The organism is Bacillus sp. MT(2024) (assembly GCF_036362845.1).
Classification (GTDB): Bacteria; Bacillota; Bacilli; order Bacillales; family Bacillaceae; genus Bacillus; species Bacillus velezensis.
In genome coordinates, this window is sequence record NZ_CP143632.1 from 304,760 (window position 1) to 326,608 (window position 21,849).

Sequence of the window (21,849 nt, forward strand, 5' to 3'; positions counted from 1 at the left end):
GCCCATTCATGAATAACTTGTACAAGTTGCATGAATGAGGGGGAAGCCAATGAACATCTTTTTAAGCTACATCGTTCTCGGGCTGTCATTGTCAGCACCTGTCGGACCGGTCAATGCGGCGCAAATTGACAAAGGCATCAAAAATGGCTTTTGGCATGCATGGATTTTCGGTCTCGGCGCTATGGCCGCGGACGGGCTGTATATGATTCTGATCTATTTCGGGCTGTCTCAATTTTTGACCGCTCCTTTTGTAAAAACGTTTTTGTGGCTCTTCGGTTTTTTCGTGCTGACCTACACGGGAGTCGAAACGTTAAAAAATATCAGGGAAGCCATGAATGTCAGAAGCGGAAAAGGAAAACCGGCTTTTTACAAAACTTTCGGCGCGGGATTTTTTATTTCTCTTTCCAACCCGCTGAGCATTTTATTCTGGCTCGGCATATACGGGAGCATTCTCGCCAAAACGGCTGAATCCTTCGATGCAAATCAGCTTTTGATTTACAGCTCGGGCATTCTTCTCGGCATTTTGATCTGGGATTTCTGCATGGCGGTCGCCGCGAGCACTTTCAGAAATCTCCTTCATGAAAAAGCGCTCCGCTGGCTGACGGGAGCGGCGGGTGTGTCTTTGATCGTTTTCGGGTTTTATTTCGGATGGCAGGGGATTCAAATGCTCATCTCATAAATAGAAGAGTCACCCATCGCCTATCTCCGTCATAACGTATCATGACGATACTGGAGGTGGGCCGATGGCAAGCGGGCTGTACACAAAAAGTTGCCTTGAGGAAAAGTTGTTGGATCTGCCAAATTGGCAGAGAATCGCTTTTGAGCTTCTATCAGAAAAAGTAGGCGATAAAGCGGATACGTTTCCGTGCATTCCCGGACGTCAGGGATTTTTGACAGATCAGCTCCGGATATCCTTTGCGGGTGATCCCCGCGAAGAGGGAACCCCGGAGGAAGTGGGGATGCTGCTGTCAGAGTACGGAAAGATCTCAAGGAATACCGGAAGATACGCGTCGCTGCTTGTGATTTTTGATACGCCTGAGGATTTAGCTGAGCATTATTCCGTTGAGGCGTATGAAGAGCTGTTCTGGTCTTTTTTAAACCGGCTGAGCGGCTGCGACCCGAAAGACTGGCCGGAAGACATGCCGGAAGACCCTGAACATTATAAATGGGAGTTCTGCTTTGACGGCGAACCGTATTTTATTCTGTGCGCGACGCCTGCGCATGAAGCGAGACAAAGCAGAAGCTTCCCGTTTTTTATGCTGGCGTTTCAGCCGAGATGGGTTTTCGAAGGATTAAACGATTCAACCGCATTCGGACGAAACATGAGCCGGCTGATCAGAAAACGCTTAGAGGCGTATGATGAAGCCCCTCTTCATCCCCGATTGGGGTGGTACGGAGGAAAAGACAATTTAGAATGGAAGCAATATTTCCTCCGTGATGATGAGACGCAAGTGTCAAAGTGTCCTTTTTCTTATTTGAAGAGACTGTTTAAACCGATGAAATAAGCTATGATCCGGCAGGGCTGTGTCCCTGCTTTTTTTGTACGATCCATGTCACGATCGCAATGACGGCGAGAAAACAAAGGCTGACCAGAAAACCGGGCCGGCTCGATTTCTCAAACAGCGTCCCGGAGACGGCCGCGACAATCAGCACAAGGGCGATAACAATCTGTACGGTTCCCATCTTTGTCGTTTCAAGCAGTTTCTTGCCCGAGAACAAAATGAACAGCCACGTATACAGAAGCATGAGGCCCGCCGCGGTTGTCATGTGTTCATATATATTTTTCGGCAGCACCAATGACAGGATGATGGAGACGATGAGTCCGGCAAACGTCAATCCGAGCGCGGGCCAGCAGATTTTTTTGTTTTCCTTTAATCTGAAGCATTTCGGCGCATCCCCGTCATCGGCCATTGTACAAAGCAATGTCGTCACGGCAAACAGCGAGGCGACGAGCGTGGAAAATCCCGCAATAATAAAAATTCCGTTAAAAATATCAAGAATGATATCTAAATGAAAACCCTTCAGCGATGTAATAAACGGGCTGTCCTGTTCGGTGAATTTGCCCAGCGGCACTAACAGCAGCGCCAGGCCGAGAGAAATGACGTAAATCACCGCAAGTACGGCAAGCATCAGCCGGCCTGATTTTGAGGCTTCCTCCGGTTTTTTCAAGTGTACGGTCATCAGCCCCAAGACTTCAATTCCTCCGAAGGCGTAAAACGCATAAATCAGTCCCGTCCATAACCCCATCGCTCCGTGCAGGAACAAATCCTTCGATTCGTTCGGCACCTGCACATCCGGTTTATGAGAAAATATACCGCACAGCGCCAATATGGCGATCACGATAAACATAAAAATCGCCGCCGTCTTGACAACAGCGAGCACATTTTCCGTTTTTTGAAAAACGGACAGCCCCGTAAATATAATCAAAAGACCGAGCACCGCATAGATGGAGGCGAAAATCCACAGCGGCACATTCGGAAACCAATGCTTCGTAAACAGCGAGATCGCTGTCAGCTGGCTTCCCGTGATCAGCATCTCGGACGACCAGTACACCCATCCGTTGCTGAAACCGGCCCAAGTGCCGAAAGCCTTTCTCGCATAAGCGCAAAAAGACCCCTTTTCGGGCTGTTTAGCCGAAAGCTTCGCGAGCTGCTCAAAGACAAAATAGGTGCCGAGCCCGGCAATAAGAAATGAGATCAGCGCGGAATATCCGCTTTTGACAATAGCGATGCTGGACCCGAGAAAAAAGCCCGTCCCGATTGTGCAGCCGACACCGATTAAGGAGAGCTGCCACCAAGCGAGATTTCCTTTAGGCTGGTCCTGTGATTTACCCATGAAGTTCAACCCCTTTATCAAAGCTTAGATTGCGGCCGTCAGAAGGGGAATATACATCCAATAAATTGCTTTACATGAAACAAACGGCCGGAGTTCATAATAGAAGAAAAAAAGGAGCAGTCTGATGACACAGCAATTTATCGTACCGCCGAAAAAAGGGCTCGGCCTGAAGGTTCACAAAGGGCAGATTATAAAAGTTGTCGATGTGGAAGGACAGCAGGTGGCTGATTTTACGGCATATCATGCCAAGGATTTTTATGAACATCTTGATCAGGGCGCGACGATCGATGCCAACCAGTCCATTCATGTAAAAACGGGTGATCATATTTATTCGAATTTATACAAGCCGATGCTGACGCTGATTGAGGATACAGTCGGCAAGCATGACCTGCTGCTTCCCGCCTGCCGTCCGGATATGAACAGGCTTTTATACGGAAAGCATAAAGATGAGCTCCAGGATACGTGCTATGACAATATGAGCGGGGCGCTTGAACCGTTCGGGGTGCCGCGGCCGCATATGCATTACCCATTTGCCATCTTTATGAACACGGTGCTCGATGAGAAGGGGAACTTATCAGTCGAAACGCCTCTTTCTGACGCGGGTGATTATGTACGGCTCCGTGCGGAAATGGATCTCGTCGTTGCATTTTCATCCTGTCCGATCGAAAAAGGAAAATGCAACGGCGACAGCATCACGGCGCTGCGGGTGGAAATCAGCTGATCCCGGTGTATTTGATTCACTTAAAATCCGCACCTGTGCTATATTTAACAAAGAGTCGTACATAGTGGCATGATTCATTTTCAGCATGAACGGGAAATGAATCATAAAGAAACAATGCAGGAGGAGTGATTGGGATGAGCATCCAGAAACAAATTATGAATGATCTCCATGTAAAACCCTCAATTGATCCGAAACAAGAAATTGAGGACAGAGTGAACTTTCTGAAACAATATTTGAAAAAAACAGGTGCCAAAGGCTTTGTGCTCGGCATCAGCGGCGGGCAGGATTCCACGCTTGCGGGACGCCTCGCCCAATTGGCGGCTGAAAGCATCAGAGAAGAAGGCGGAAACGCGGAATTTATCGCCGTCCGTCTTCCGCACGGCACACAGCAGGATGAGGATGACGCCCAATTGGCGCTCAAATTCATTAAACCTGATAAATCATGGACATTTGATATTAAGTCCGCTGTCAGCGCGTTCGCCGATCAGTACAAAAAAGACACGGGCGATCAGCTGTCTGACTTTAACAAAGGAAATGTAAAAGCCAGAATGAGGATGATCGCGCAATATGCCATCGGCGGACAAGAAGGGCTGCTTGTCATCGGAACCGACCATGCGGCTGAAGCGGTGACCGGTTTCTTCACGAAATACGGTGACGGCGGAGCTGATCTGCTGCCGCTGACCGGATTAACGAAACGCCAGGGCAGACGTTTATTAGAAGAGCTCGGCGCGCCGGAACGCCTGTATTTGAAATTACCGACGGCCGATCTGCTTGATGAAAAACCGCAGCAGACGGATGAGACCGAACTCGGCATCACATACAATGACATTGATGATTATTTAGAAGGCAAGGACGTTTCTTCCGAAGTGATTGAGGCGCTGGAAAAACGCTACCTCAGTACGGAGCACAAGCGCCAGGTGCCGGCATCAATGTTTGATGATTGGTGGAAATAGAATGAAAAAACCTCCCTTTTGAAAGGGAGGTTTTTGTTATCGTTTTTATTTATCTACACTTTCATAAACCCCTATCCAAATCCCTCTGCCGCTGTCATAAGTTTTACTTTTGAAAATCCACGTTGTTCCGTTTAAAACGAAAGAAGCAGCGAAATTGCCGTCAGGGCTTTGAACGAGCTTGATGGCATTAATGCCAACATCTGCTTTCGTTGAGATTGGGCTATTTTCCACGGATGAAGATGCTGTTGGTGATGCGGCAAAGGCAGGAGCGGCAGACATCAGTAAGGCAAGAGACAGCGCAGAACCGGTTAACACTTTTTTGAATTTCATTTCGAACACTCCCTTTTCAAATGAAATGTATTACAGTGTTAATAATTAGACGATTATCCATATAATTCCTCCTTTATTTCTAAAATTTTTTTCTTAAATTGAAAAAAACATCTCTTCGGAGGGACTTTTTATTTATTGATCCATTTGCATGGATCAGGGACATGTTTTCAAAACATTTTTTTATTTGATACGGATATGATTCAGCTTCACCATTAATTTGTCGGTGAATCTTCGAAGGCTGCCTCTCGAATCAGGCTCAAGAGGCAGATTTGCTTGGGCAGCGATCGTTTCTGCGACCTGCTGAATAGACATTTGGTCTGTATGGAGATGTTCTGTGAAGAGGCTATCAGACAGGCTGTTGATGCAGCGGTCGATTTGTTTTGCGGCCCAGGAGCTTTTTCCTTCCGCTCTGGTGCGCAGGCGTTTCAGCAATGTTTCCTTTGAAGCCAGCAGGGTAAAGTGGTGAATGGTCCGGCCATCCTGTCTCAGCCTGCTGATAATGTCATGGAAGTATTGATCGTTCGTAATGGTCATGGGCACAATGATGATGTCCTGATATGTATCTGACAAATAGGAAAGCATGCTGTAATTGAATTCCCGCCATAGAGGGTAGCTTTGAAAGTCATCTTCAGCGATATCCGGCGGTATCATCGAACGCATCGCAAACCCCATCTTTTCAGGATCATATACGTAAGACGGTTTCAGTCTTCTGTGCAGTTCAAACGCTGTTTGTGTTTTTCCGGAACCGAAAGCCCCATTTATCCAAATGATCATCATGATATCCCCCTTTTTCTATATGATACAAAAAAAGACCCTTCGATCGAAGAGTCAGCGGGAAAAAACAGACGTATATTCCCGGAGCGATTCCTTTATATGCGTAAAGGCATGTTCTCCAAAATACTCAAGAGAAACAAAACCGTCATATTGTCTGTTCATCAGCTCTTTTAAAAATGCTTTTTGATCGAGATCTCCTTGAAAAATCGGAGTTGGCTTGCTGAGATACCAGTTGTCAAAATTCCAGTGATAGTTTTTCAGATGAATATGGCTTACGGTATGATACAGCTTTTCTAAAGCGGACATTTGGTCAACGTGATTGACGCGTAGGTTGGAGCCGTCAAAAATGGTGCGGACCCGCGGATGGCCGACATCCTCCAAAAATGCCAGCGCCGCCTCCGGTGTATCCGCGTACGTATCGTAATGAATCTCAAGCCCGATATCGACTTCATAGTCATCTGCGAGCCGTGCCGACTGCTGAAATTGATCAACCGCACGTTGCCACTTTTCCGGTGACGTCCGATGCGAAGGAAGATTGCCGGCAAAGACTCTGATCAAGGGGCTGTGCAGCTGTCGTGCCGCGCTTAATGCCCTTTGAACATCCTTTAACGCCTGCCTTTCATCCTGAGCGGCGAAGTCAGTGTACAAACTGACGGCAGGCACCCCGATGCCTTCCTCCTGAAGCTGCTGATCAAGCCTGTCGAGCGGGCCGATTTCCTCTATATATTGTTTAGCGTGTCCGTACCACAGTTCGATTCCGTCAAAGGAGTGCTCCTTTGCGAAAGAAATGATGTCGAAAATATGCTTTTTTTTAAATCCTGTCGTGCAAAAACTCAGTTTCATCGGTAATCCTCCCGTAACTGTATATGTGTACTTTTCCCCGGGTGAGATACGGATAAACAGGTGAAAAGGGCAGACACTTTTATAAGCAGGGTGTCAGTGCGGCATACAAATTGTTTAGCGCTTTTTTGCGTCAAAGTATTAAATAATTGACCGAAGTGTTGTACAATTAATTTCATTCGAGTAAGGGGGGAGAAGCCATTGAAAAATGAAACGGAGCTGACGGACTTCAGTCCCGTCCGCAATAAACCGACTCGCGCTCGTTATGTGATACTGTTTCTTTTGTTTTTTATCACTGCGATTAATTATATAGACCGTGCCAGTGTATCCATCGCCGCCCCGTCCATTCAGACATCGCTGAACATAAGCCCCGCGCTTTTGGGCGTCGTCTTTTCCGCATTCAGCTGGACCTATACGGGTATGCAGATTCCCGGCGGGCTCATTTTGGACAAATTCGGGTCAAAACGGACGTACGGCGTTTCTTTAATGATCTGGTCTGTTTTCACCGGAGTGCAGGCTTTTGCGGCCAGTTTCGGGTTTTTATTCGGCTGCCGCCTGATTATCGGGCTGGCTGAATCGCCTGCGTTTCCGGCAAACAACCGGATTGTCACGACATGGTTTCCAAGGCGGGAACGCGCCTTTGCGACGGGTGTTTATACGGCGGGGGAATATGTGGGACTGGCGTTCGCCACACCGGTTTTATTCTGGGTGTTAACGGCATTTGACTGGCGCGCCGTCTTTATTTCCTCAGGGGTGCTCGGGCTTGTTTTCTCCGTTTTCTGGTTCAAAATGTATCACGAGCCGAATCGGTACCGGAAAGTGAACCGGGAAGAGCTTGATTATATTAGAGAAGGCGGCGGACTGACAGAGGTGTCTGAATCAGCCGGCAGGATCACGTGGCGGGATTTCGTCCAGCTTCTTAAATACCGCAAGCTTGTCGGCTTGTATATCGGCCAATTCGCCGTAGCCTCCACACTGTTCTTCTTTTTGACATGGTTTCCGACTTATCTGGCGGAGGCAAAGCACATGGCATTCTTAAAAGTCGGCTTCGCCGCATCAATCCCGTATATCGCCGCCTTTTTCGGCGTATTGTTCGGCGGATATTGGTCTGACGGAATGATGAAACGGGGCGTGTCGGTGAACATTGCCCGGAAAACCCCCGTCATCCTCGGTCTTCTGCTGACAGGCTCCATCGTGCTCGCGAATGTTACGGATTCTGCTCCTGCGGTTTTGACGATCTTATCCATTGCTTCTTTTGCGCAGGGCATGTCCAATATATCCTGGACGATGCTGAGTGAGGTGGCGCCAAGCGAAACAATCGGATTGGCAGGAGGCGTGTTTAACTTTTTCGCCAATATGGCCGGCATTATCACCCCGCTTATCATCGGGTTTATCGTTTCTGCGACCGGTTCATATAACGGAGCGATTCTGTTTGTCGGCGCTGTCGCATTTATCGGGGCATTTTCTTATATTTTCATTGTCGGAAAGGTGGAACGCATTACGCTCCGATAGAAAGAAAAACTCATCTCTTCTTATAAATGATGGGTTTTCCTTCATTGCATTATCTCTATATTTCAATATTGAGTTATCATATAATAAACATAACTTTTTCATTTCTTAGGAGGATTTCGCCGAAGATGAACGCAAAACGTGCCATTCCCGTAAGAGAAAGAAATATCGTACTGATCGGATTCATGGGTGTCGGAAAGACAACAATCGGCCAGCTGGTCGCTAAGAAATTATACAGAGACTTCATTGATATTGATTTGCAGATTGAGAAAGATTTCAATATGTCCATCCCTGAAATGTTTGAGAAAAAAGGTGAAGCCTTTTTCCGTCAGACCGAAAAGGATTATATATTAGATATCTGCCGCAATACGAAATTCAAGATCGTGTCACTTGGGGGCGGTTCATTTAAACAAGAGGAAATCAGACAGTGCTGCCTTGAAAACTGTCTCGTGCTCCATCTTGATTTATCATGGGAGAATTGGAAGCAGCGGGCTGATCTGCTGATTGAAAGCCGTCCCGTTCTGCATAACCGTTCCATGGATGAAATGCAACAGCTCTTTAACGAGCGCCAAAGCATCTATGATAAACATAATTCAAAAGTGGCGACGGATAATCTGGAACCAGAAGAAATCGCAAATTATATCGTTGAAACGTTAAAAATCGGCTGGGATCTGTATCAGCCGATGTAAAAAGAGCCGTGACGCTGTGAGCGTACGGCTTTTTTGTTTTCTTTTAAACAAACGTTTATTAAAATTTTTAGAAAATGAGTGTAAAATCGTGTTAAGATAGAGTCAGAAAATTAAATCTTATAAAACAAAGGAGATTAATCGGATATGCAATTATACGACTTGCCGCTCGACCAACTGCAAACCTATAAACCAAATAAAACCGCTCCTCATGACTTTTCGGATTTTTGGGCATCATCATTACATGAGCTTGCAAAGGAAGAGGCAAAGCCTGAATTGACGGCTGAAAGCTACCCGGCTGACGGTGTGAAAGTATTCCGGCTGACATACCGGAGCTTCGGCAAGGCGGAAATTGAGGGATGGTACGCCGTTCCCGACCGGCAAGGACCGCATCCGGCCATCGTGAAATATCACGGCTACAACGCGAGCTATGACGGGGATATACATGACATCGTAAATTGGGCGCTTCACGGATATGCCGCGTTCGGGATGCTTGTCCGCGGCCAGCACAGCAGCACAGATACAAGCGTCTCACCGCACGGACACGTTCCCGGCTGGATGACGAAAGGGATTTTAGATAAAGATACATATTATTACCGCGGCGTGTACTTAGACGCCGTCCGGGCTTTGGAAGTCATCAGCGGCTTTGATGAAGTGGATGAAACGAGAATCGCCGTCATCGGCGGGAGCCAGGGAGGCGGACTTTCAATCGCCGCGGCGGCACTATCTGACATTCCGAGAGCGGTTGCGGCCGATTATCCTTATTTAAGCAATTTTGAGCGGGCCATTGATGTCGCTCTTGATGAGCCGTATCTTGAGATTAACTCCTTTTTCAGAAAGAACGGCAGCCCTGAGACGGAGAAGGCCGCGATGAATACACTGGCCTATTTTGATATCATGAATCTGGCGGACCGCGTAAAAGTTCCGGTGCTCATGTCCATCGGGCTGATTGACCGCGTGACTCCGCCGTCGACGGTGTTTGCCGCTTACAATCATCTGGAAACGGAAAAAGAATTGAAGGTGTACCGATATTTCGGACATGAATACATACCTTCTTTCCATACGGAAAAGCTGGCCTTTCTGAAAGCGCATCTGAAAGGCTGACAACAGCGAAAAGCCCAAGTACTTGGGCTTTTTTCAGGAATGATCACGGAAAAGGACGGATACAGATGGAACAAAGGATCATCGAAGAATTAAAACGAATTGAAGCACAGCACGGCGTCAAGGTGCTTTACGCCGTAGAATCAGGGAGCCGCGCATGGGGATTTCCGTCAAGCGACAGCGACTACGATGTGCGGTTTCTCTATGTGCCGAAAAAAGAATGGTACTTTTCGATCGAACCGCATAGGGATGTCATAGAAGAGCCGATTCATGACATGCTTGACATCAGCGGCTGGGAACTGAGAAAAGCGCTGCGGCTTTTTAAAAAATCAAATCCGCCTCTTTTGGAATGGCTCTCTTCTGAGATGATCTATTATGAAGCTTTCTCAGCGGCTGAAAAGCTTCGAAAACTGAAAATCCGCGCCTTTTCGCCTGAAGCCGGCATTTATCATTATCTCAATATGGCAAAACGGAATGAAAAAACGGAATTGCAGGGCAGTGAAGTGAAGATTAAAAAGTATTTTTATGTTCTGCGTCCTCTCCTTGCCTGCAGATGGATTGAAACGTTCGGCTCCGTACCGCCGATGTCATTTCCCGTACTGGCCGATGCCTTATTGACGGATGAAGCGCTCATTTCTGAAATCAATATACTGCTTACAAGGAAAAAAAGCGGTCAGGAGCTGGCTCCGGAACCGAGAAATACGATGATTCATGCGTTTATAGAAGAAGAAATAGAACGCATCGGGCACTATGTCAAAACCATCAAAACGCCGAAACCTGACATAACGGAGGAACTGAATCAGCTATTGATTCAGACTGTCGAAGAGGCGTGGGGGGAAAAAGGCGGAAATTGACGATTGCCGTCATTTCCGTCCGCCTTTTTTCGGCATAATCCGCCTGCTATCTAAGAAGCTGATTGTGGTAAAACCACAAAAATTTATCAGAATCTTTGTATTTTTAGAATATTGTGAGAGGATGTTTTGTCCATTTACAATAGACTCATACAAATACTTCTTAGATTGCGGGGTGTTAAGGTTGGAAGTGATTACAAGAGATTTTTTCTTATTTTTATCCAAGAGCAGCTTTCTCAATAAGATGGCGCGAAGCTGGGGAAGCCGTGTGGCAGCCGGCAAAATCATCGGAGGAATGGATTTCCGCAGTTCTATCCCGACAATCCGACATTTGAACAGCCAGGGGCTGTCAGTTACTGTCGATCATTTGGGGGAATTTGTCAACAGCGGTGACGTCGCGAAAGAACGCACCGAGGAGTGCATGCAGACCATCGCCTTAATTGCTGATGAACAGCTGAATTCCCAAGTGTCATTAAAAATGACGTCTTTAGGTCTTGATATAGATCTCGATCTCGTCTATGAAAATATGACGAAAATCCTCCAGACGGCTGAAAAACATAAAGTCATGGTGACGATTGACATGGAAGATGAAACGAGATGCCAGAAAACGCTGGATATCTTTAAAGACTTCCGAAGCCGGTATGAATATGTAAGCACCGTGGTGCAGGCTTATCTGTACAGAACGGAGAAGGATCTTGATGACCTCAGCCCGCTGAATCCGTTTCTGCGGCTTGTCAAAGGGGCCTATAAAGAATCGGAAAAGGTGGCCTATCCTGAAAAAAGCGACGTCGATGAAAATTATAAAAGACTCATCCGCAAACAGCTTTTAAAAGGACATTATACGGCAGTCGCCACGCATGATGACAAAATGATCGAGTTTACAAAACAGCTTGCCAAAGAGCACGGCATTTCAAACGACCGTTTTGAGTTTCAGATGCTGTACGGCATGCGCTCGCAAACCCAGCTCAGCCTGGTGGAAGAAGGATACCGCATGAGAGTCTACCTGCCTTACGGGGATGACTGGTACGGCTATTTCATGAGACGGCTCGCCGAACGCCCCTCAAACATCGCATTCGCCTTTAAAGGAATGACTAAGAAGTAAAAAAGGGAGAGATGACAATGACTACACCTTATAAACACGAACCATTCACGAATTTCCAAGATCAATCGAACGTTGAAGAATTTAAGAAAGCGCTTGCGAAGGTAAATGAGTATCTGGGAAAAGATTATCCGCTCGTCATCAACGGTGAAAAGGTAGAGACGGAAGCGAAAATCGTATCCATTAACCCTGCAGACAAAGAAGAAGTCGTCGGAAAAGTGTCAAAGGCGTCCCAGGAGCACGCTGAGCAGGCGATTGAAGCGGCTGCGAAAGCGTTCGAAGAGTGGAGATACACATCCCCTGAAGAAAGAGCGGCCGTTCTGTTCCGCGCAGCTGCCAAAGTCCGCCGCAGAAAGCACGAATTCTCCGCCCTGCTCGTCAAGGAAGCGGGAAAACCTTGGAACGAAGCTGATGCGGATACGGCGGAAGCCATCGACTTTATGGAATACTACGCGCGCCAGATGGTTGAATTAGCAAAAGGCAAGCCGGTCAACAGCCGCGACGGCGAGAAGAACCAATATGTCTACACACCGACCGGCGTAACGGTCGTCATTCCGCCATGGAACTTCCTCTTTGCGATTATGGCGGGAACGACGGTGGCACCGATCGTAACGGGCAACACGGTCGTTCTTAAACCGGCAAGCGCGACACCGGTCATCGCGGCGAAATTCGTAGAAGTGCTTGAGGAATCAGGTCTTCCGAAGGGCGTTGTCAACTTTGTGCCGGGAAGCGGAGCGGAAGTGGGAGACTATCTCGTCGATCACCCGAAAACAAGCATCATTACGTTTACGGGATCACGTGAAGTCGGTACGAGAATTTTCGAACGCGCGGCGAAAGTGCAGCCGGGCCAGCAGCATTTAAAGCGTGTTATCGCTGAAATGGGCGGTAAAGATACGGTTGTTGTCGATGAGGACGCGGACATTGAATTGGCGGCTCAATCCATCTTTACATCAGCATTCGGCTTCGCGGGACAAAAATGTTCTGCAGGTTCACGTGCAGTTGTCCATGAAAAAGTGTATGATCAAGTATTGGAGCGCGTCATCGAAATCACTGAATCAAAAGTGACGGCAAGCCCTGACAGCGCTGACGTGTATATGGGACCTGTCATCGACCAAGGTTCTTACGACAAGATCATGAGCTACATTGAAATCGGAAAAGAAGAAGGCCGTTTAGTAAGCGGCGGCACCGGAGATGATTCAAAAGGCTACTTTATCAAGCCGACGATCTTCGCTGACCTTGATCCGAAAGCCAGACTCATGCAGGAAGAAATTTTCGGGCCTGTCGTGGCGTTTTCTAAAGTATCAAACTTTGATGAGGCGCTGGAAGTGGCCAACAATACTGAATACGGTTTGACAGGCGCGGTCATTACAAATAACCGCAAACATATTGAACGGGCGAAACAGGAATTCCATGTCGGCAACCTGTACTTCAACCGCAATTGTACGGGAGCGATTGTCGGCTACCATCCGTTCGGAGGCTTCAAAATGTCCGGCACTGATTCAAAAGCGGGCGGCCCGGATTATTTGGCCCTCCACATGCAGGCGAAAACAATCAGTGAAATGTTTTAAGAGGGACTGAATGGGCATCCTCCTCGCGGGGGGTGTCCATTTCACCATAAACCTATAAAGCGGAGGAGGAAATGCCATAGCAAACATTCAGTTGATTATTTCCATTTGTATTTATATGGCGGGCATGCTGTTTATCGGTTATTTCGCCTACAGACGGACGTCGAATCTGACGGATTACATGCTCGGTGGGCGTTCTTTAGGCCCTGCCGTCACAGCGCTCAGCGCGGGAGCGGCGGATATGAGCGGATGGCTCTTGATGGGGCTTCCTGGCGCCATGTTCTCGACGGGATTAAGCGGCGCTTGGATTGTAATCGGACTTGTGCTCGGGGCTTGGGCGAACTGGCTTTTCGTGGCGCCGAGGCTGAGAACGTATACCGAAAAAGCGGGGAATTCCATCACCATTCCGGGTTTCCTTGAAAACCGTTTCGGTGATCATACGAAGCTTCTCAGACTGTTTTCGGGTCTCGTCATTCTCGTCTTTTTCACTTTTTACGTATCATCCGGCATGGTGTCCGGAGGTGTCTTATTCAACAGCATTTTAGGGTGGGATTACCACACCGGCCTGTGGGCCGTGACAGGCGTCGTTGTCGCCTACACCTTGTTCGGGGGCTTTTTGGCGGTAAGCTGGACGGACTTTGTCCAAGGGATCATCATGTTTGCGGCGCTTATTCTTGTGCCGATTGTGACGATTTTCCATACGGGCGGCCCGGGAGAAACCGTTGCCGATATCCGTTCCGTCAACCCGGAACTGTTTAATATGTTCAAAGGGACCACCGTCCTTGGCATTATTTCTTTATTTGCGTGGGGGCTCGGCTATTTCGGGCAGCCGCATATTATTGTGCGCTTTATGGCGATCACATCTGTGAAAGAGATCAAACGCGCCAGACGGATCGGAATGGGATGGATGATTTTGTCTGCACTCGGCGCGCTGTTTACGGGTCTTGCGGGAATCGCGTATTACCACCAGCGCGGGTTGAAGCTGGATGATCCGGAAACCATTTTTATTCAGCTCGGCAACATTCTGTTCCACCCGATTATTACGGGATTTCTCATTTCTGCGATTTTAGCGGCCATTATGAGTACGATTTCGTCTCAGCTGCTCGTTACGTCCAGTTCTTTAGTGGAGGACTTGTATAAGTCCATGTTCAGGCGTTCAGCTTCTGATAAGGAACTCGTATTTCTGGGGAGAATGGCAGTGCTTGCGGTGTCAATCGTCGCCCTGGTGCTCGCCTGGGAGAAAAACAACACGATACTTGGTCTTGTCAGCTATGCATGGGCGGGATTCGGCGCTTCATTCGGGCCGGTCGTACTGCTCAGTTTATTTTGGAAACGGATGACGAAATGGGGGGCACTCGCCGGCATGATTGCGGGAGCGATTACCGTAATCATTTGGGCGAATGCCGGTCTTTCAGACTTTTTGTACGAAATCATTCCGGGCTTTGCTGTAAGCCTTGCCGCTGTATTTGTCGTCAGCTTATTGACACAGGCTCCGTCAAAAGATGTCACAGATCAGTTTCATGACTACCGTGATACACTTTCTCAATAAAAGCAAGGAACGAGAGGAAGAAGGGACCGCCCTTTTTCCTCTTTTCACGATACAGGCTTTCGGATCATTCCGTTTTGGGAGTATATGAATTTTTTTCTATACAAAAAGTCACCCCTCAGAGTATGATAAAGATAAAAAGAGCATAGGAGAAATAGGTATGGAAGAGCTTTTAGAGAGAGTTTTTTCATTTACGGACATTGATAAATTAATTGATTTCATCAGTTATGAATTGCAGAAGCCCGTTATTCTGGAAAGCGCGGATTTCTTTTTGCTTGCCTATAATTCTTATTACATTAATCACTTCGACTCCGCCAACCAGCAGACGATATTCTCAAAAAAATGCCCCGTGCAGATTTTTGAAAGGTTTCTGAAGGACGGGGTGATCGAAAAGCTGAAAACCGTTCCTGAACCGTTCCGTGTCGAAAAAATAGACAGTATCGGACTGAATCAGAGAGTGGTTGTAAGCGCAAAACATAAAGGGGAAGTGATGGGCTACATCTGGATTCAGGAGCTCGACCGAAACTTGACGGACGAGGAGCTCGATTTTTTATATGAAACTTCATTCCATGTCGGAAAAATCATCTATAAAACGAACCGGCTGAAACAGGAAAAAGAAGAGAGAGCGGAAGACCTGGTGAAACGGGCGATCTTTCAGCAATTCTCCTCTGAAAAGGAGTTCAGGCGGGAAGCGGAAAAGATGAACGCCGTGCTGCCGTCGGTTTTTTCGGTAGTCGTCCTGCATGCCGCAAATGGGGATGGGGAGGCAGTCGAAGATGTAAAGGAAAATATCAAATCGTACTTGAATTTGCGGGATAAAGTCAGTCACGTCTTAACCATTGATTCCAATATTGTCATCGTCGTCGCAAGCTTCTCGCAAAAAAGCTCCGGCACTTCGGCAGCATCTGAATTCATCCACAAACTGCTGACTCATTTTCACTTTCAGAAGATCCCCACTCCCATCTATATCGGAATCGGCAATGAATACAGCAGCATCCTGAAGCTCGGCAAAAGTTATATAGAAGCCCTTGAAGTTATAAAGGCCGCCGAAATTACCGGAAACCAGGAAAATATCCCGTACGAATACAGTAAGCTCGGGATTTACCGCTATCTTGAAAGCATCGAAGAAAAAAACGCCTCACTGGAATATGTAAACGATGATTTAGCGTTATTAAAAGCCAAAGACAGAGAAAGCAGCACCGAACTGCTGAAAACGTTAGAAATCTATCTCCTCAATAACTGCAAAACAAAACCAGCCGCAGAACAGCTTTTTATTCATCAAAACACATTGAACTACCGCATCAAACAGATTCTTGACATGACATCAATTAATTTAAACGACTTCAGGACAAGGTGCCAGCTGTATCTCGATATCATGCTGATGAAAAAGAGATAAAAAAGAAACCAGTCGCCGTACTGGTTTCAGTTTTAATACCTTCCCGCTTATCAATCTCAGAACCTCACTTCTGAATCACTCCTTTCCCGCAAGATGAGAAATGAATAAACACTGCTCCTCAATATGTGTTATACTTTCATTGATATTGATTCTCAATTAAAAATGTATGAAGTATAGATCTAAACGGGAGGCAGAACGATGGCGGAAAATCATGAGGTGTACGACGTCACGATTATAGGCGGAGGCCCGATCGGCCTGTTTGCGGCTTTTTATTGCGGGATGCGGGAGCTGAAAACGAAGGTGATCGAGTTTTTACCGCGGCTCGGAGGGAAGGTGTCTATGTTTTTCCCTGAAAAAATCATCCGTGATATCGGCGGAATACCCGGGATTGCCGGGGAACAGCTGATTAGGCAGCTGAAGGAGCAGGCGGCGACATTTGAGCCGGATATCGTGTTGAATCAGCGGGTGACCGGATTTGAACGGCTGGAAGACGGAACCATTGTGCTCGAAAGTTCCAAAGGGGAAAAGCACTATACGCGCACGGTGATTTTGGCCGTCGGCATGGGGACGCTTGAGGTCAATGAACTTGACAGCGCGGATGCGAGCCGGTATTCAGGAAAGAACCTTCATTATAAGGTGGAGAAGCTTGATGCGTTTCGAGATAAGCATGTCGTGATTTCCGGAGGGGGAGATACCGCGGTTGACTGGGCGAATGAGCTGGAACCGATTGCGGCGTCTGTTACCGTTTTGCACCGCCGTGAGGAGTTTGGCGGTTTGGAAAGCAGCGTGGCGAAAATGAAGCGGTCTTCCGTGCGGGTGCTTGCGCCGTATCGTCTGAAGCATCTCAATGGCACCGGGGAACGGATCGAGAGCGTCACCGTTTGTCAAACTGAGTCCGGACTTTCTGAAGTCATCAAGCTTGATGAGCTCATTATCAACCACGGGTTTAAAATTGATCTCGGTCCGATGAAGGACTGGGGGCTTGAGATAGAAGAAGGCAGGATTAAAGCTGACAGACATATGCGGACGAATCTTCCGGGCGTGTTTGTCGCCGGTGACGCCGCCCATTATGAAAGCAAGCTCAGATTGATTGCCGGCGGTTTCACGGAGGGGCCGACCGCCGTGAACAGCGCCAAAGCCTATTTGGACCCGCAGGCGGATCAGATGGCGATGTATTCGACTCATCATAAAAAATTGGTGACACAATAAAAAAGGGCTGACCCCCGATGTTGAGCCCGGGGGTCAGAAAAGCATTCCGGCGTATCAGCTGTGAACGAGCATGTCTTTCATTTCATTTCGTATAAACGCAAATAACTGTTCCTGATTTTTCACGGCGGTAAACCCGCAGCCGGCGGGGACGTCTTCGCCCATGCAGATGACGGGAGGGCGGTTTCCTGATGGATTCGGTGATATGCCGATTTGTTTTCCGGCGCTGATCAAATGCTGAGCGGATTCTTTGCCCGTACAGATAATCATTTGCAGAGGAGACTCACTGATCGTGCGTTCGATCATGGAAGTGAATCGCTCATCCGAGATATGTTCATGGGTGATATAAAACGGGCATGATTTTGAGTCTGGCAAGTTTTCTGCTGCTTGACGGCTCCCTACAATGAGAGAATGCGGAGAATCATTTTGCCATTCGGATAGGAGAAAGCCCCGTTTTGTCAGTTCCGTCTTTGCGGCTTCAGTCGCTGCATTCAGGCTTGCGGTCACCCGGCGGATGTCGATCTGCTTGAAAGCCAGTGTGTCAAAGAATTCGCATACCGCAAGGCGTGATGTGAAAAATAGTTGTTCAAAGGTGCTGATCTGTTTCAGGATGTTTTCGTTTGCGGGCATTTTTTTAACGATCCGCTTCGGCCATTCAATAACATCGGCGCCATACTCGCGCAGCTTGTCTGTCAATGTATGTTCATCATCGCCATGAGTGACCACCATGATATGCCGTCCGATGAACGGTTTGCTTTCAAACCAGCTGTGTGTTTGAAAATTGACAATATCACCAATGACGATAATGGCAGGGTTGGTGATGTTTTGGCTTTGAACTTTGTCATGGATATCCTGAAGCGTTCCTTTAACACTCCGCTGCCGCCCCCACGTTCCCCATTGAATGACGAGTACGGGAACGGAAGGGGATTTTCCGTACTCCATAAGCTTCCGGCATATAAATGACAGATTTTTAACGCCCATGTAAAACACAAGCGTTTGAACGCTTCGGGCAAGCCCTTCCCAGTCGAGATTCGGCCTGCCTTGCAATGATGTATCATGAGCGGTGATCATCGCGAAGGACGAAGCGAAATCACGATGGGTAACGGGGACTCCCGCATATAGCGGCGCTGCAATTCCCGAGGTGATGCCGGGCACCATTTCGTAGCGGATGCCATGCTGATGAAGCGCCTCTGCTTCTTCGCCGACCCTGCCGAACACACTTGGGTCTCCGCCTTTCAAGCGGACGACGGTGTAGCCCTCCGCCGCTTTTTCTATCAGCAGGGCATTTATCTCAGACTGTTTCATAAAATGGCGGTCGGGCAGCTTTCCGCAATAAATGAACCGGCAGTCCGGTGAGGCGTATTCTAGAAACTTTGGGTTTGCGAGCCGGTCATACAAAATGATATCCGCTTTCTCCAGAGCCTGTTTTCCTTTTACGGTGATCAGCCCCGGGTCTCCTGGTCCGGCACCGACAAAATATACGATTCCGTTTTTCATGATGGCGTCATCCCTTCAGCAATTTAAAAAATGAAGGACCACTTGAAAAAGTGATCCGGTCTTTGATCAATACAGGAGGTATACATTCTCTCCTTCGATCAGTGTTTCGTATGTTTTGACACAGCCATGATCCGGCTCCTGGACTTTTCCGTCTTCTAAGGAAATCTTCCAGTCATGCATCGGGCAGAAGACGTATTCTCCGCTGACGATGCCTTCAGCCAGGACGCCCCCTTTATGGGGACAGCGGTTTTCGACGGCACGGATGTTCCCGTCAGAAAGCTTAAATACGGCAAGCTCTTTATCTTCTATATATACGGTTTTTCCTAACTCCTCGGGTAATTCGTTTACTCTGCCTATGCAAACCTTTGTCATATCTTTATTAACCATGTCCGTTCCCCCTTACTGTTTTATGAAGTCGTGACGACATTTTCGAATAGATCTTTAGATGCTTTTTTATCTTTAAGGAAGTATTGCCACGGATCTTTGTGGACAGAGAGTGTCTCATTCATTCTGTCGTTGAGCTCCTGCCGTTTTTCCGGATCGTTTAATACGGATTGGACATGAGATAAACCGACGCGCTCAAGCCATGCGGATGTCCGCTCCAGATAGTTTGCCGTTTCTCTGTAGTACTGAAGGTAAGCACCCGCGTATTCTAAGACTTCTTCATTCGTTTTTACTTTCATCAGCAAATCACCGGCGCGCAAATGGGTTCCGCCGTTTCCGCCGACATAAAGCTCCCAGCCTCCGTCGATGCCGACAACGCCAAGGTCCTTAATGCCTGATTCCGCACAGTTCCGCGGGCAGGCGGACACGGCCATTTTAACCTTATGAGGCGTATTGAGCCCTTCGAATTTTTTCTCAAGCGCAATACCCAGTGCCATGGAGTCTTGTGTGCCGAAGCGGCAGAATTGTTCGCCTACGCACGTTTTTACCGTGCGGAGTGTTTTTCCGTACGCGTAGCCTGACGGCATATCAAGCTCGGCCCATACTTTCGGCAGATCTTCTTTTTTAACGCCGATGAGATCAATTCGCTGGCCGCCGGTCATTTTAACGAGCGGGATCTCATATTTGTCGACGACATCGGCGATCTTGCGGAGATCTTGAGAGTTGGTTACGCCCCCGTACATCCGGGGAACGACTGAGTATGTTCCGTCTTTTTGAATATTGGCGTGCATCCGTTCGTTCACAAAACGGGATGTTCTGTCATCCTCGTATGTAGCCGGATTAATCATGCCTAAGTAGTAGTTGAGGGCAGGGCGGCATTTGGAGCAGCCTTCCGGCGTTTTCCAGCCGAGCACGTTCATGATTTCTCTTGTATGTGAGAGCCCTTTGGCTTTGATTTCTTCTACGACTTCATCTCTCGACAGTGAGGTGCAGCCGCAAATCGCTTCTTTTTGCGCGGATGAGTCAAATTCTGAGCCCAGTGTATATTGAAGAATGTCTTCTACGAGCGGTTTACAGCCTCCGCAGGAACGGGATGCCCCGGTGCATGCTTTGATTTCGTCCGTTGATGTGCAGCCTTTTTCCTGAATGGCTTGTATAATCGCACCTTTTGAAACGCCGTTGCAGCCGCAGATGATTTCATCGTCGCTCATCGCCGCGGTCATGCTTGCGCCTGCTTCCTGATCAAGAGGCTGTAAGATTGATATTTTGGAGGTTTCAGAGATATCTGCTTCTTTTTGAATCATAGAAAACAGGCGGTTGCCTTCGCTGCTGTCTCCGAACAAAACAGCGCCGACAATTTGATTGCCCCTCAGGACGATTTTTTTATAAATGCCGTCCTGTTCATCGAACACTTTAATTGCCTTTTTGTCCTCTGATTCATCAAAGTCGCCGGCAGAGAAGACCTCGACGCCTGATACCTTTAATTGAGTGGAGAGAACGGAGCCTTCGTACGGTTTTGTTTCAATGCCGCAAATATGCTTGGCCAGCACTTTTGCCTGTTCATAGAGCGGCGCCACAAGACCGTATGCGATTCCGCGGTGCTCGGCACATTCACCGACCGCGTAAATGTGCGGAATTTCAGTCTGCATATAATCGTTGACAATGATTCCGCGGTTTACCGGGATGCCGCTTTCTGTGCCAAGCTGTGTATTCGGGCGGATGCCGACAGCCATGACGACCAGATCAGCTTTGATGCTTGTGCCGTCTTTGAAGCGTACGCCTTCGACACGGTCAGTACCGAGAATTTCTTCGGTTTGTTTTTCAAGGAAAAAGGTCATGCCTTGTTTTTCTAACTCGTTTTGCAGCAGGCGTCCCGCCGCTGCGTCAAGCTGGCGCTCCATCAGGAATGGGGCGAGGTGGATGACAGACACGTCCATGCCGAGATTCAGCAGTCCGCGCGCGGCTTCCAAACCCAGCAGTCCTCCGCCGATGACGGCTGCTTTTTTATATTGTTTTGACGCGGCGAGCATCGTGTCGGTATCTTTTATGTCTCGGAATGCCGTGACGCCTTGTTTGTCTGCGCCCGGAATCGGAAGGATAAAAGGGACAGAGCCTGTCGCCAGGATGAGTTCATCGTAAGGCTGGATTCTGTCTGCATCGGTGATGACGGTTTTGTTTTCCGTGTCAACTTTGATGACTGTTTCACCGGTGTACAGCTGAATGTTGTTTTCTTTGTACCAGTTCCAATCGTTTAACGTAATGTCTTGAATGTCGGTATCGCCTTGCAGCACTTTTGACAGAAGGATTCGGTTATAGTTGGGATGAGGTTCGGCCCCGAATATTGTAATCTCAAATTCATCTTTTGAAACACGCAGTATTTCTTCAATCGCTCTTACCCCGGCCATTCCATTTCCAACAAGGACTAGCTGTTTTTTTCCCATCAGATGATCCGCTCCTATCTTTGTTTTTTTCAGCGTAGCACAGCAAAAACAAATATTTAAGATGCATGTTATGAAATGTAACAAAAAATACGAAAAAATCTAAAAATTTTATGAA

At 47.8% G+C, this 21,849-nt stretch carries 20 protein-coding genes; 13 read left to right on the forward strand and 7 right to left on the reverse strand.

What is annotated here, in order from left to right:
• Positions 1–49: 49 nt before the first annotated feature.
• Positions 50–679 (forward strand): LysE family translocator, encoded by a 630-nt coding sequence (locus VP472_RS01645; RefSeq protein ID WP_007409057.1) that lies wholly within the window; start codon positions 50–52, stop codon positions 677–679.
• A gap of 64 nt (positions 680–743) precedes the next feature.
• Complete coding sequence (locus VP472_RS01650) at positions 744–1,505, forward strand: YqcI/YcgG family protein (protein ID WP_101562683.1); 762 nt, start codon at positions 744–746, stop codon at positions 1,503–1,505.
• 1 nt (position 1,506) lies between these two features.
• Here the strand turns inward: VP472_RS01650 and VP472_RS01655 are convergent, their stop codons facing one another.
• Positions 1,507–2,835 (reverse strand): amino acid permease, encoded by a 1,329-nt coding sequence (locus VP472_RS01655; protein WP_070081336.1) that lies wholly within the window; start codon positions 2,833–2,835, stop codon positions 1,507–1,509.
• 124 nt (positions 2,836–2,959) lie between these two features.
• Here VP472_RS01655 and VP472_RS01660 point away from each other — a divergent pair, with 124 nt between their 5' ends.
• Both VP472_RS01660 and nadE read left to right on the forward strand, forming a co-directional pair.
• Positions 2,960–3,556 carry a DUF1989 domain-containing protein gene (locus VP472_RS01660; RefSeq protein WP_011996295.1) on the forward strand — a complete coding sequence of 199 codons (597 nt, stop codon included), beginning with the start codon at positions 2,960–2,962 and terminating at the stop codon, positions 3,554–3,556.
• A gap of 134 nt (positions 3,557–3,690) precedes the next feature.
• Positions 3,691–4,509: an ammonia-dependent NAD(+) synthetase gene (nadE, locus tag VP472_RS01665; protein WP_007409061.1), complete on the forward strand. Its 819-nt coding sequence runs from the start codon at positions 3,691–3,693 to the stop codon at positions 4,507–4,509.
• Positions 4,510–4,554: 45 nt separating this feature from the next.
• Here the strand turns inward: nadE and VP472_RS01670 are convergent, their stop codons facing one another.
• From VP472_RS01670 to VP472_RS01680, 3 genes are all read right to left on the reverse strand, one after another.
• On the reverse strand, positions 4,555–4,839 hold the full coding sequence (locus tag VP472_RS01670; protein ID WP_017419366.1) for an antimicrobial peptide LCI: 285 nt from the start codon (positions 4,837–4,839) through the stop codon (positions 4,555–4,557).
• A 180-nt stretch (positions 4,840–5,019) separates the two neighbouring features.
• Positions 5,020–5,613, reverse strand: coding sequence for a tunicamycin resistance ATP-binding TmrB (gene tmrB / locus VP472_RS01675; RefSeq protein ID WP_077721765.1), 594 nt, complete (start codon positions 5,611–5,613; stop codon positions 5,020–5,022).
• A gap of 54 nt (positions 5,614–5,667) precedes the next feature.
• Positions 5,668–6,456, reverse strand: coding sequence for a sugar phosphate isomerase/epimerase family protein (locus VP472_RS01680; protein WP_146276078.1), 789 nt, complete (start codon positions 6,454–6,456; stop codon positions 5,668–5,670).
• A gap of 198 nt (positions 6,457–6,654) precedes the next feature.
• Between VP472_RS01680 and VP472_RS01685 the strand changes: the two genes are divergently transcribed.
• The 9 genes from VP472_RS01685 to VP472_RS01725 all read left to right on the forward strand — a co-directional run bounded on the left by VP472_RS01685 (position 6,655) and on the right by VP472_RS01725 (position 17,415).
• On the forward strand, positions 6,655–7,965 hold the full coding sequence (locus tag VP472_RS01685; protein ID WP_146276080.1) for an MFS transporter: 1,311 nt from the start codon (positions 6,655–6,657) through the stop codon (positions 7,963–7,965).
• 125 nt (positions 7,966–8,090) lie between these two features.
• Positions 8,091–8,651 (forward strand): shikimate kinase, encoded by a 561-nt coding sequence (locus tag VP472_RS01690; RefSeq protein ID WP_146276082.1) that lies wholly within the window; start codon positions 8,091–8,093, stop codon positions 8,649–8,651.
• Positions 8,652–8,795: 144 nt separating this feature from the next.
• A complete protein-coding gene (gene cah, locus VP472_RS01695) occupies positions 8,796–9,752 on the forward strand; it encodes a cephalosporin C deacetylase (protein WP_025284201.1) in 957 nt (318 codons plus the stop codon).
• Positions 9,753–9,817: 65 nt separating this feature from the next.
• The gene (locus VP472_RS01700; RefSeq protein ID WP_025650333.1) at positions 9,818–10,603 is read left to right on the forward strand and encodes a nucleotidyltransferase domain-containing protein; all 786 of its coding nucleotides are present in this window, start codon (positions 9,818–9,820) and stop codon (positions 10,601–10,603) included.
• A gap of 187 nt (positions 10,604–10,790) precedes the next feature.
• Positions 10,791–11,702 carry a proline dehydrogenase family protein gene (locus tag VP472_RS01705; RefSeq protein ID WP_102421795.1) on the forward strand — a complete coding sequence of 304 codons (912 nt, stop codon included), beginning with the start codon at positions 10,791–10,793 and terminating at the stop codon, positions 11,700–11,702.
• A gap of 17 nt (positions 11,703–11,719) precedes the next feature.
• A complete protein-coding gene (gene pruA, locus VP472_RS01710) occupies positions 11,720–13,267 on the forward strand; it encodes an L-glutamate gamma-semialdehyde dehydrogenase (RefSeq protein ID WP_071181519.1) in 1,548 nt (515 codons plus the stop codon).
• Between the two features lie 91 nt (positions 13,268–13,358).
• On the forward strand, positions 13,359–14,813 hold the full coding sequence (putP, locus tag VP472_RS01715) for a sodium/proline symporter PutP (RefSeq protein WP_076851418.1): 1,455 nt from the start codon (positions 13,359–13,361) through the stop codon (positions 14,811–14,813).
• A 157-nt stretch (positions 14,814–14,970) separates the two neighbouring features.
• Positions 14,971–16,206 carry a proline utilization transcriptional regulator PutR gene (locus VP472_RS01720; RefSeq protein WP_003156600.1) on the forward strand — a complete coding sequence of 412 codons (1,236 nt, stop codon included), beginning with the start codon at positions 14,971–14,973 and terminating at the stop codon, positions 16,204–16,206.
• 198 nt (positions 16,207–16,404) lie between these two features.
• Complete coding sequence (locus VP472_RS01725; protein ID WP_076851417.1) at positions 16,405–17,415, forward strand: NAD(P)/FAD-dependent oxidoreductase; 1,011 nt, start codon at positions 16,405–16,407, stop codon at positions 17,413–17,415.
• Between the two features lie 54 nt (positions 17,416–17,469).
• Here the strand turns inward: VP472_RS01725 and cobA are convergent, their stop codons facing one another.
• The 3 genes from cobA to nasD form a co-directional block, all read right to left on the reverse strand.
• Positions 17,470–18,909 (reverse strand): uroporphyrinogen-III C-methyltransferase, encoded by a 1,440-nt coding sequence (cobA, locus tag VP472_RS01730; protein WP_076851416.1) that lies wholly within the window; start codon positions 18,907–18,909, stop codon positions 17,470–17,472.
• A gap of 66 nt (positions 18,910–18,975) precedes the next feature.
• Entirely contained in the window at positions 18,976–19,296 is a 321-nt protein-coding gene (gene nirD / locus VP472_RS01735) for a nitrite reductase small subunit NirD (protein ID WP_146276086.1), read from the reverse strand.
• Positions 19,297–19,316: 20 nt separating this feature from the next.
• The gene (nasD, locus tag VP472_RS01740) at positions 19,317–21,734 is read right to left on the reverse strand and encodes an NADPH-nitrite reductase (protein WP_071181520.1); all 2,418 of its coding nucleotides are present in this window, start codon (positions 21,732–21,734) and stop codon (positions 19,317–19,319) included.
• Between the last annotated feature and the right edge of the window lie 115 nt (positions 21,735–21,849).

What these genes read in the sequence shown, in the direction of transcription:
- cah (WP_025284201.1), top strand. Translation starts at nt 8,796, where the DNA reads ATGCAATTATACGACTTGCCGCTCGACCAACTGCAAACCTATAAACCA.
- VP472_RS01645 (WP_007409057.1), top strand. Translation starts at nt 50, where the DNA reads ATGAACATCTTTTTAAGCTACATCGTTCTCGGGCTGTCATTGTCAGCA.
- VP472_RS01670 (WP_017419366.1), bottom strand. Translation starts at nt 4,839, where the DNA reads ATGAAATTCAAAAAAGTGTTAACCGGTTCTGCGCTGTCTCTTGCCTTA.
- VP472_RS01690 (WP_146276082.1), top strand. Translation starts at nt 8,091, where the DNA reads ATGAACGCAAAACGTGCCATTCCCGTAAGAGAAAGAAATATCGTACTG.
- VP472_RS01655 (WP_070081336.1), bottom strand. Translation starts at nt 2,835, where the DNA reads ATGGGTAAATCACAGGACCAGCCTAAAGGAAATCTCGCTTGGTGGCAG.
- nirD (WP_146276086.1), bottom strand. Translation starts at nt 19,296, where the DNA reads ATGGTTAATAAAGATATGACAAAGGTTTGCATAGGCAGAGTAAACGAA.
- pruA (WP_071181519.1), top strand. Translation starts at nt 11,720, where the DNA reads ATGACTACACCTTATAAACACGAACCATTCACGAATTTCCAAGATCAA.
- VP472_RS01680 (WP_146276078.1), bottom strand. Translation starts at nt 6,456, where the DNA reads ATGAAACTGAGTTTTTGCACGACAGGATTTAAAAAAAAGCATATTTTC.
- cobA (WP_076851416.1), bottom strand. Translation starts at nt 18,909, where the DNA reads ATGAAAAACGGAATCGTATATTTTGTCGGTGCCGGACCAGGAGACCCG.
- VP472_RS01700 (WP_025650333.1), top strand. Translation starts at nt 9,818, where the DNA reads ATGGAACAAAGGATCATCGAAGAATTAAAACGAATTGAAGCACAGCAC.
- VP472_RS01720 (WP_003156600.1), top strand. Translation starts at nt 14,971, where the DNA reads ATGGAAGAGCTTTTAGAGAGAGTTTTTTCATTTACGGACATTGATAAA.
- tmrB (WP_077721765.1), bottom strand. Translation starts at nt 5,613, where the DNA reads ATGATCATTTGGATAAATGGGGCTTTCGGTTCCGGAAAAACACAAACA.
- nadE (WP_007409061.1), top strand. Translation starts at nt 3,691, where the DNA reads ATGAGCATCCAGAAACAAATTATGAATGATCTCCATGTAAAACCCTCA.
- VP472_RS01725 (WP_076851417.1), top strand. Translation starts at nt 16,405, where the DNA reads ATGGCGGAAAATCATGAGGTGTACGACGTCACGATTATAGGCGGAGGC.
- nasD (WP_071181520.1), bottom strand. Translation starts at nt 21,734, where the DNA reads ATGGGAAAAAAACAGCTAGTCCTTGTTGGAAATGGAATGGCCGGGGTA.
- VP472_RS01650 (WP_101562683.1), top strand. Translation starts at nt 744, where the DNA reads ATGGCAAGCGGGCTGTACACAAAAAGTTGCCTTGAGGAAAAGTTGTTG.
- VP472_RS01660 (WP_011996295.1), top strand. Translation starts at nt 2,960, where the DNA reads ATGACACAGCAATTTATCGTACCGCCGAAAAAAGGGCTCGGCCTGAAG.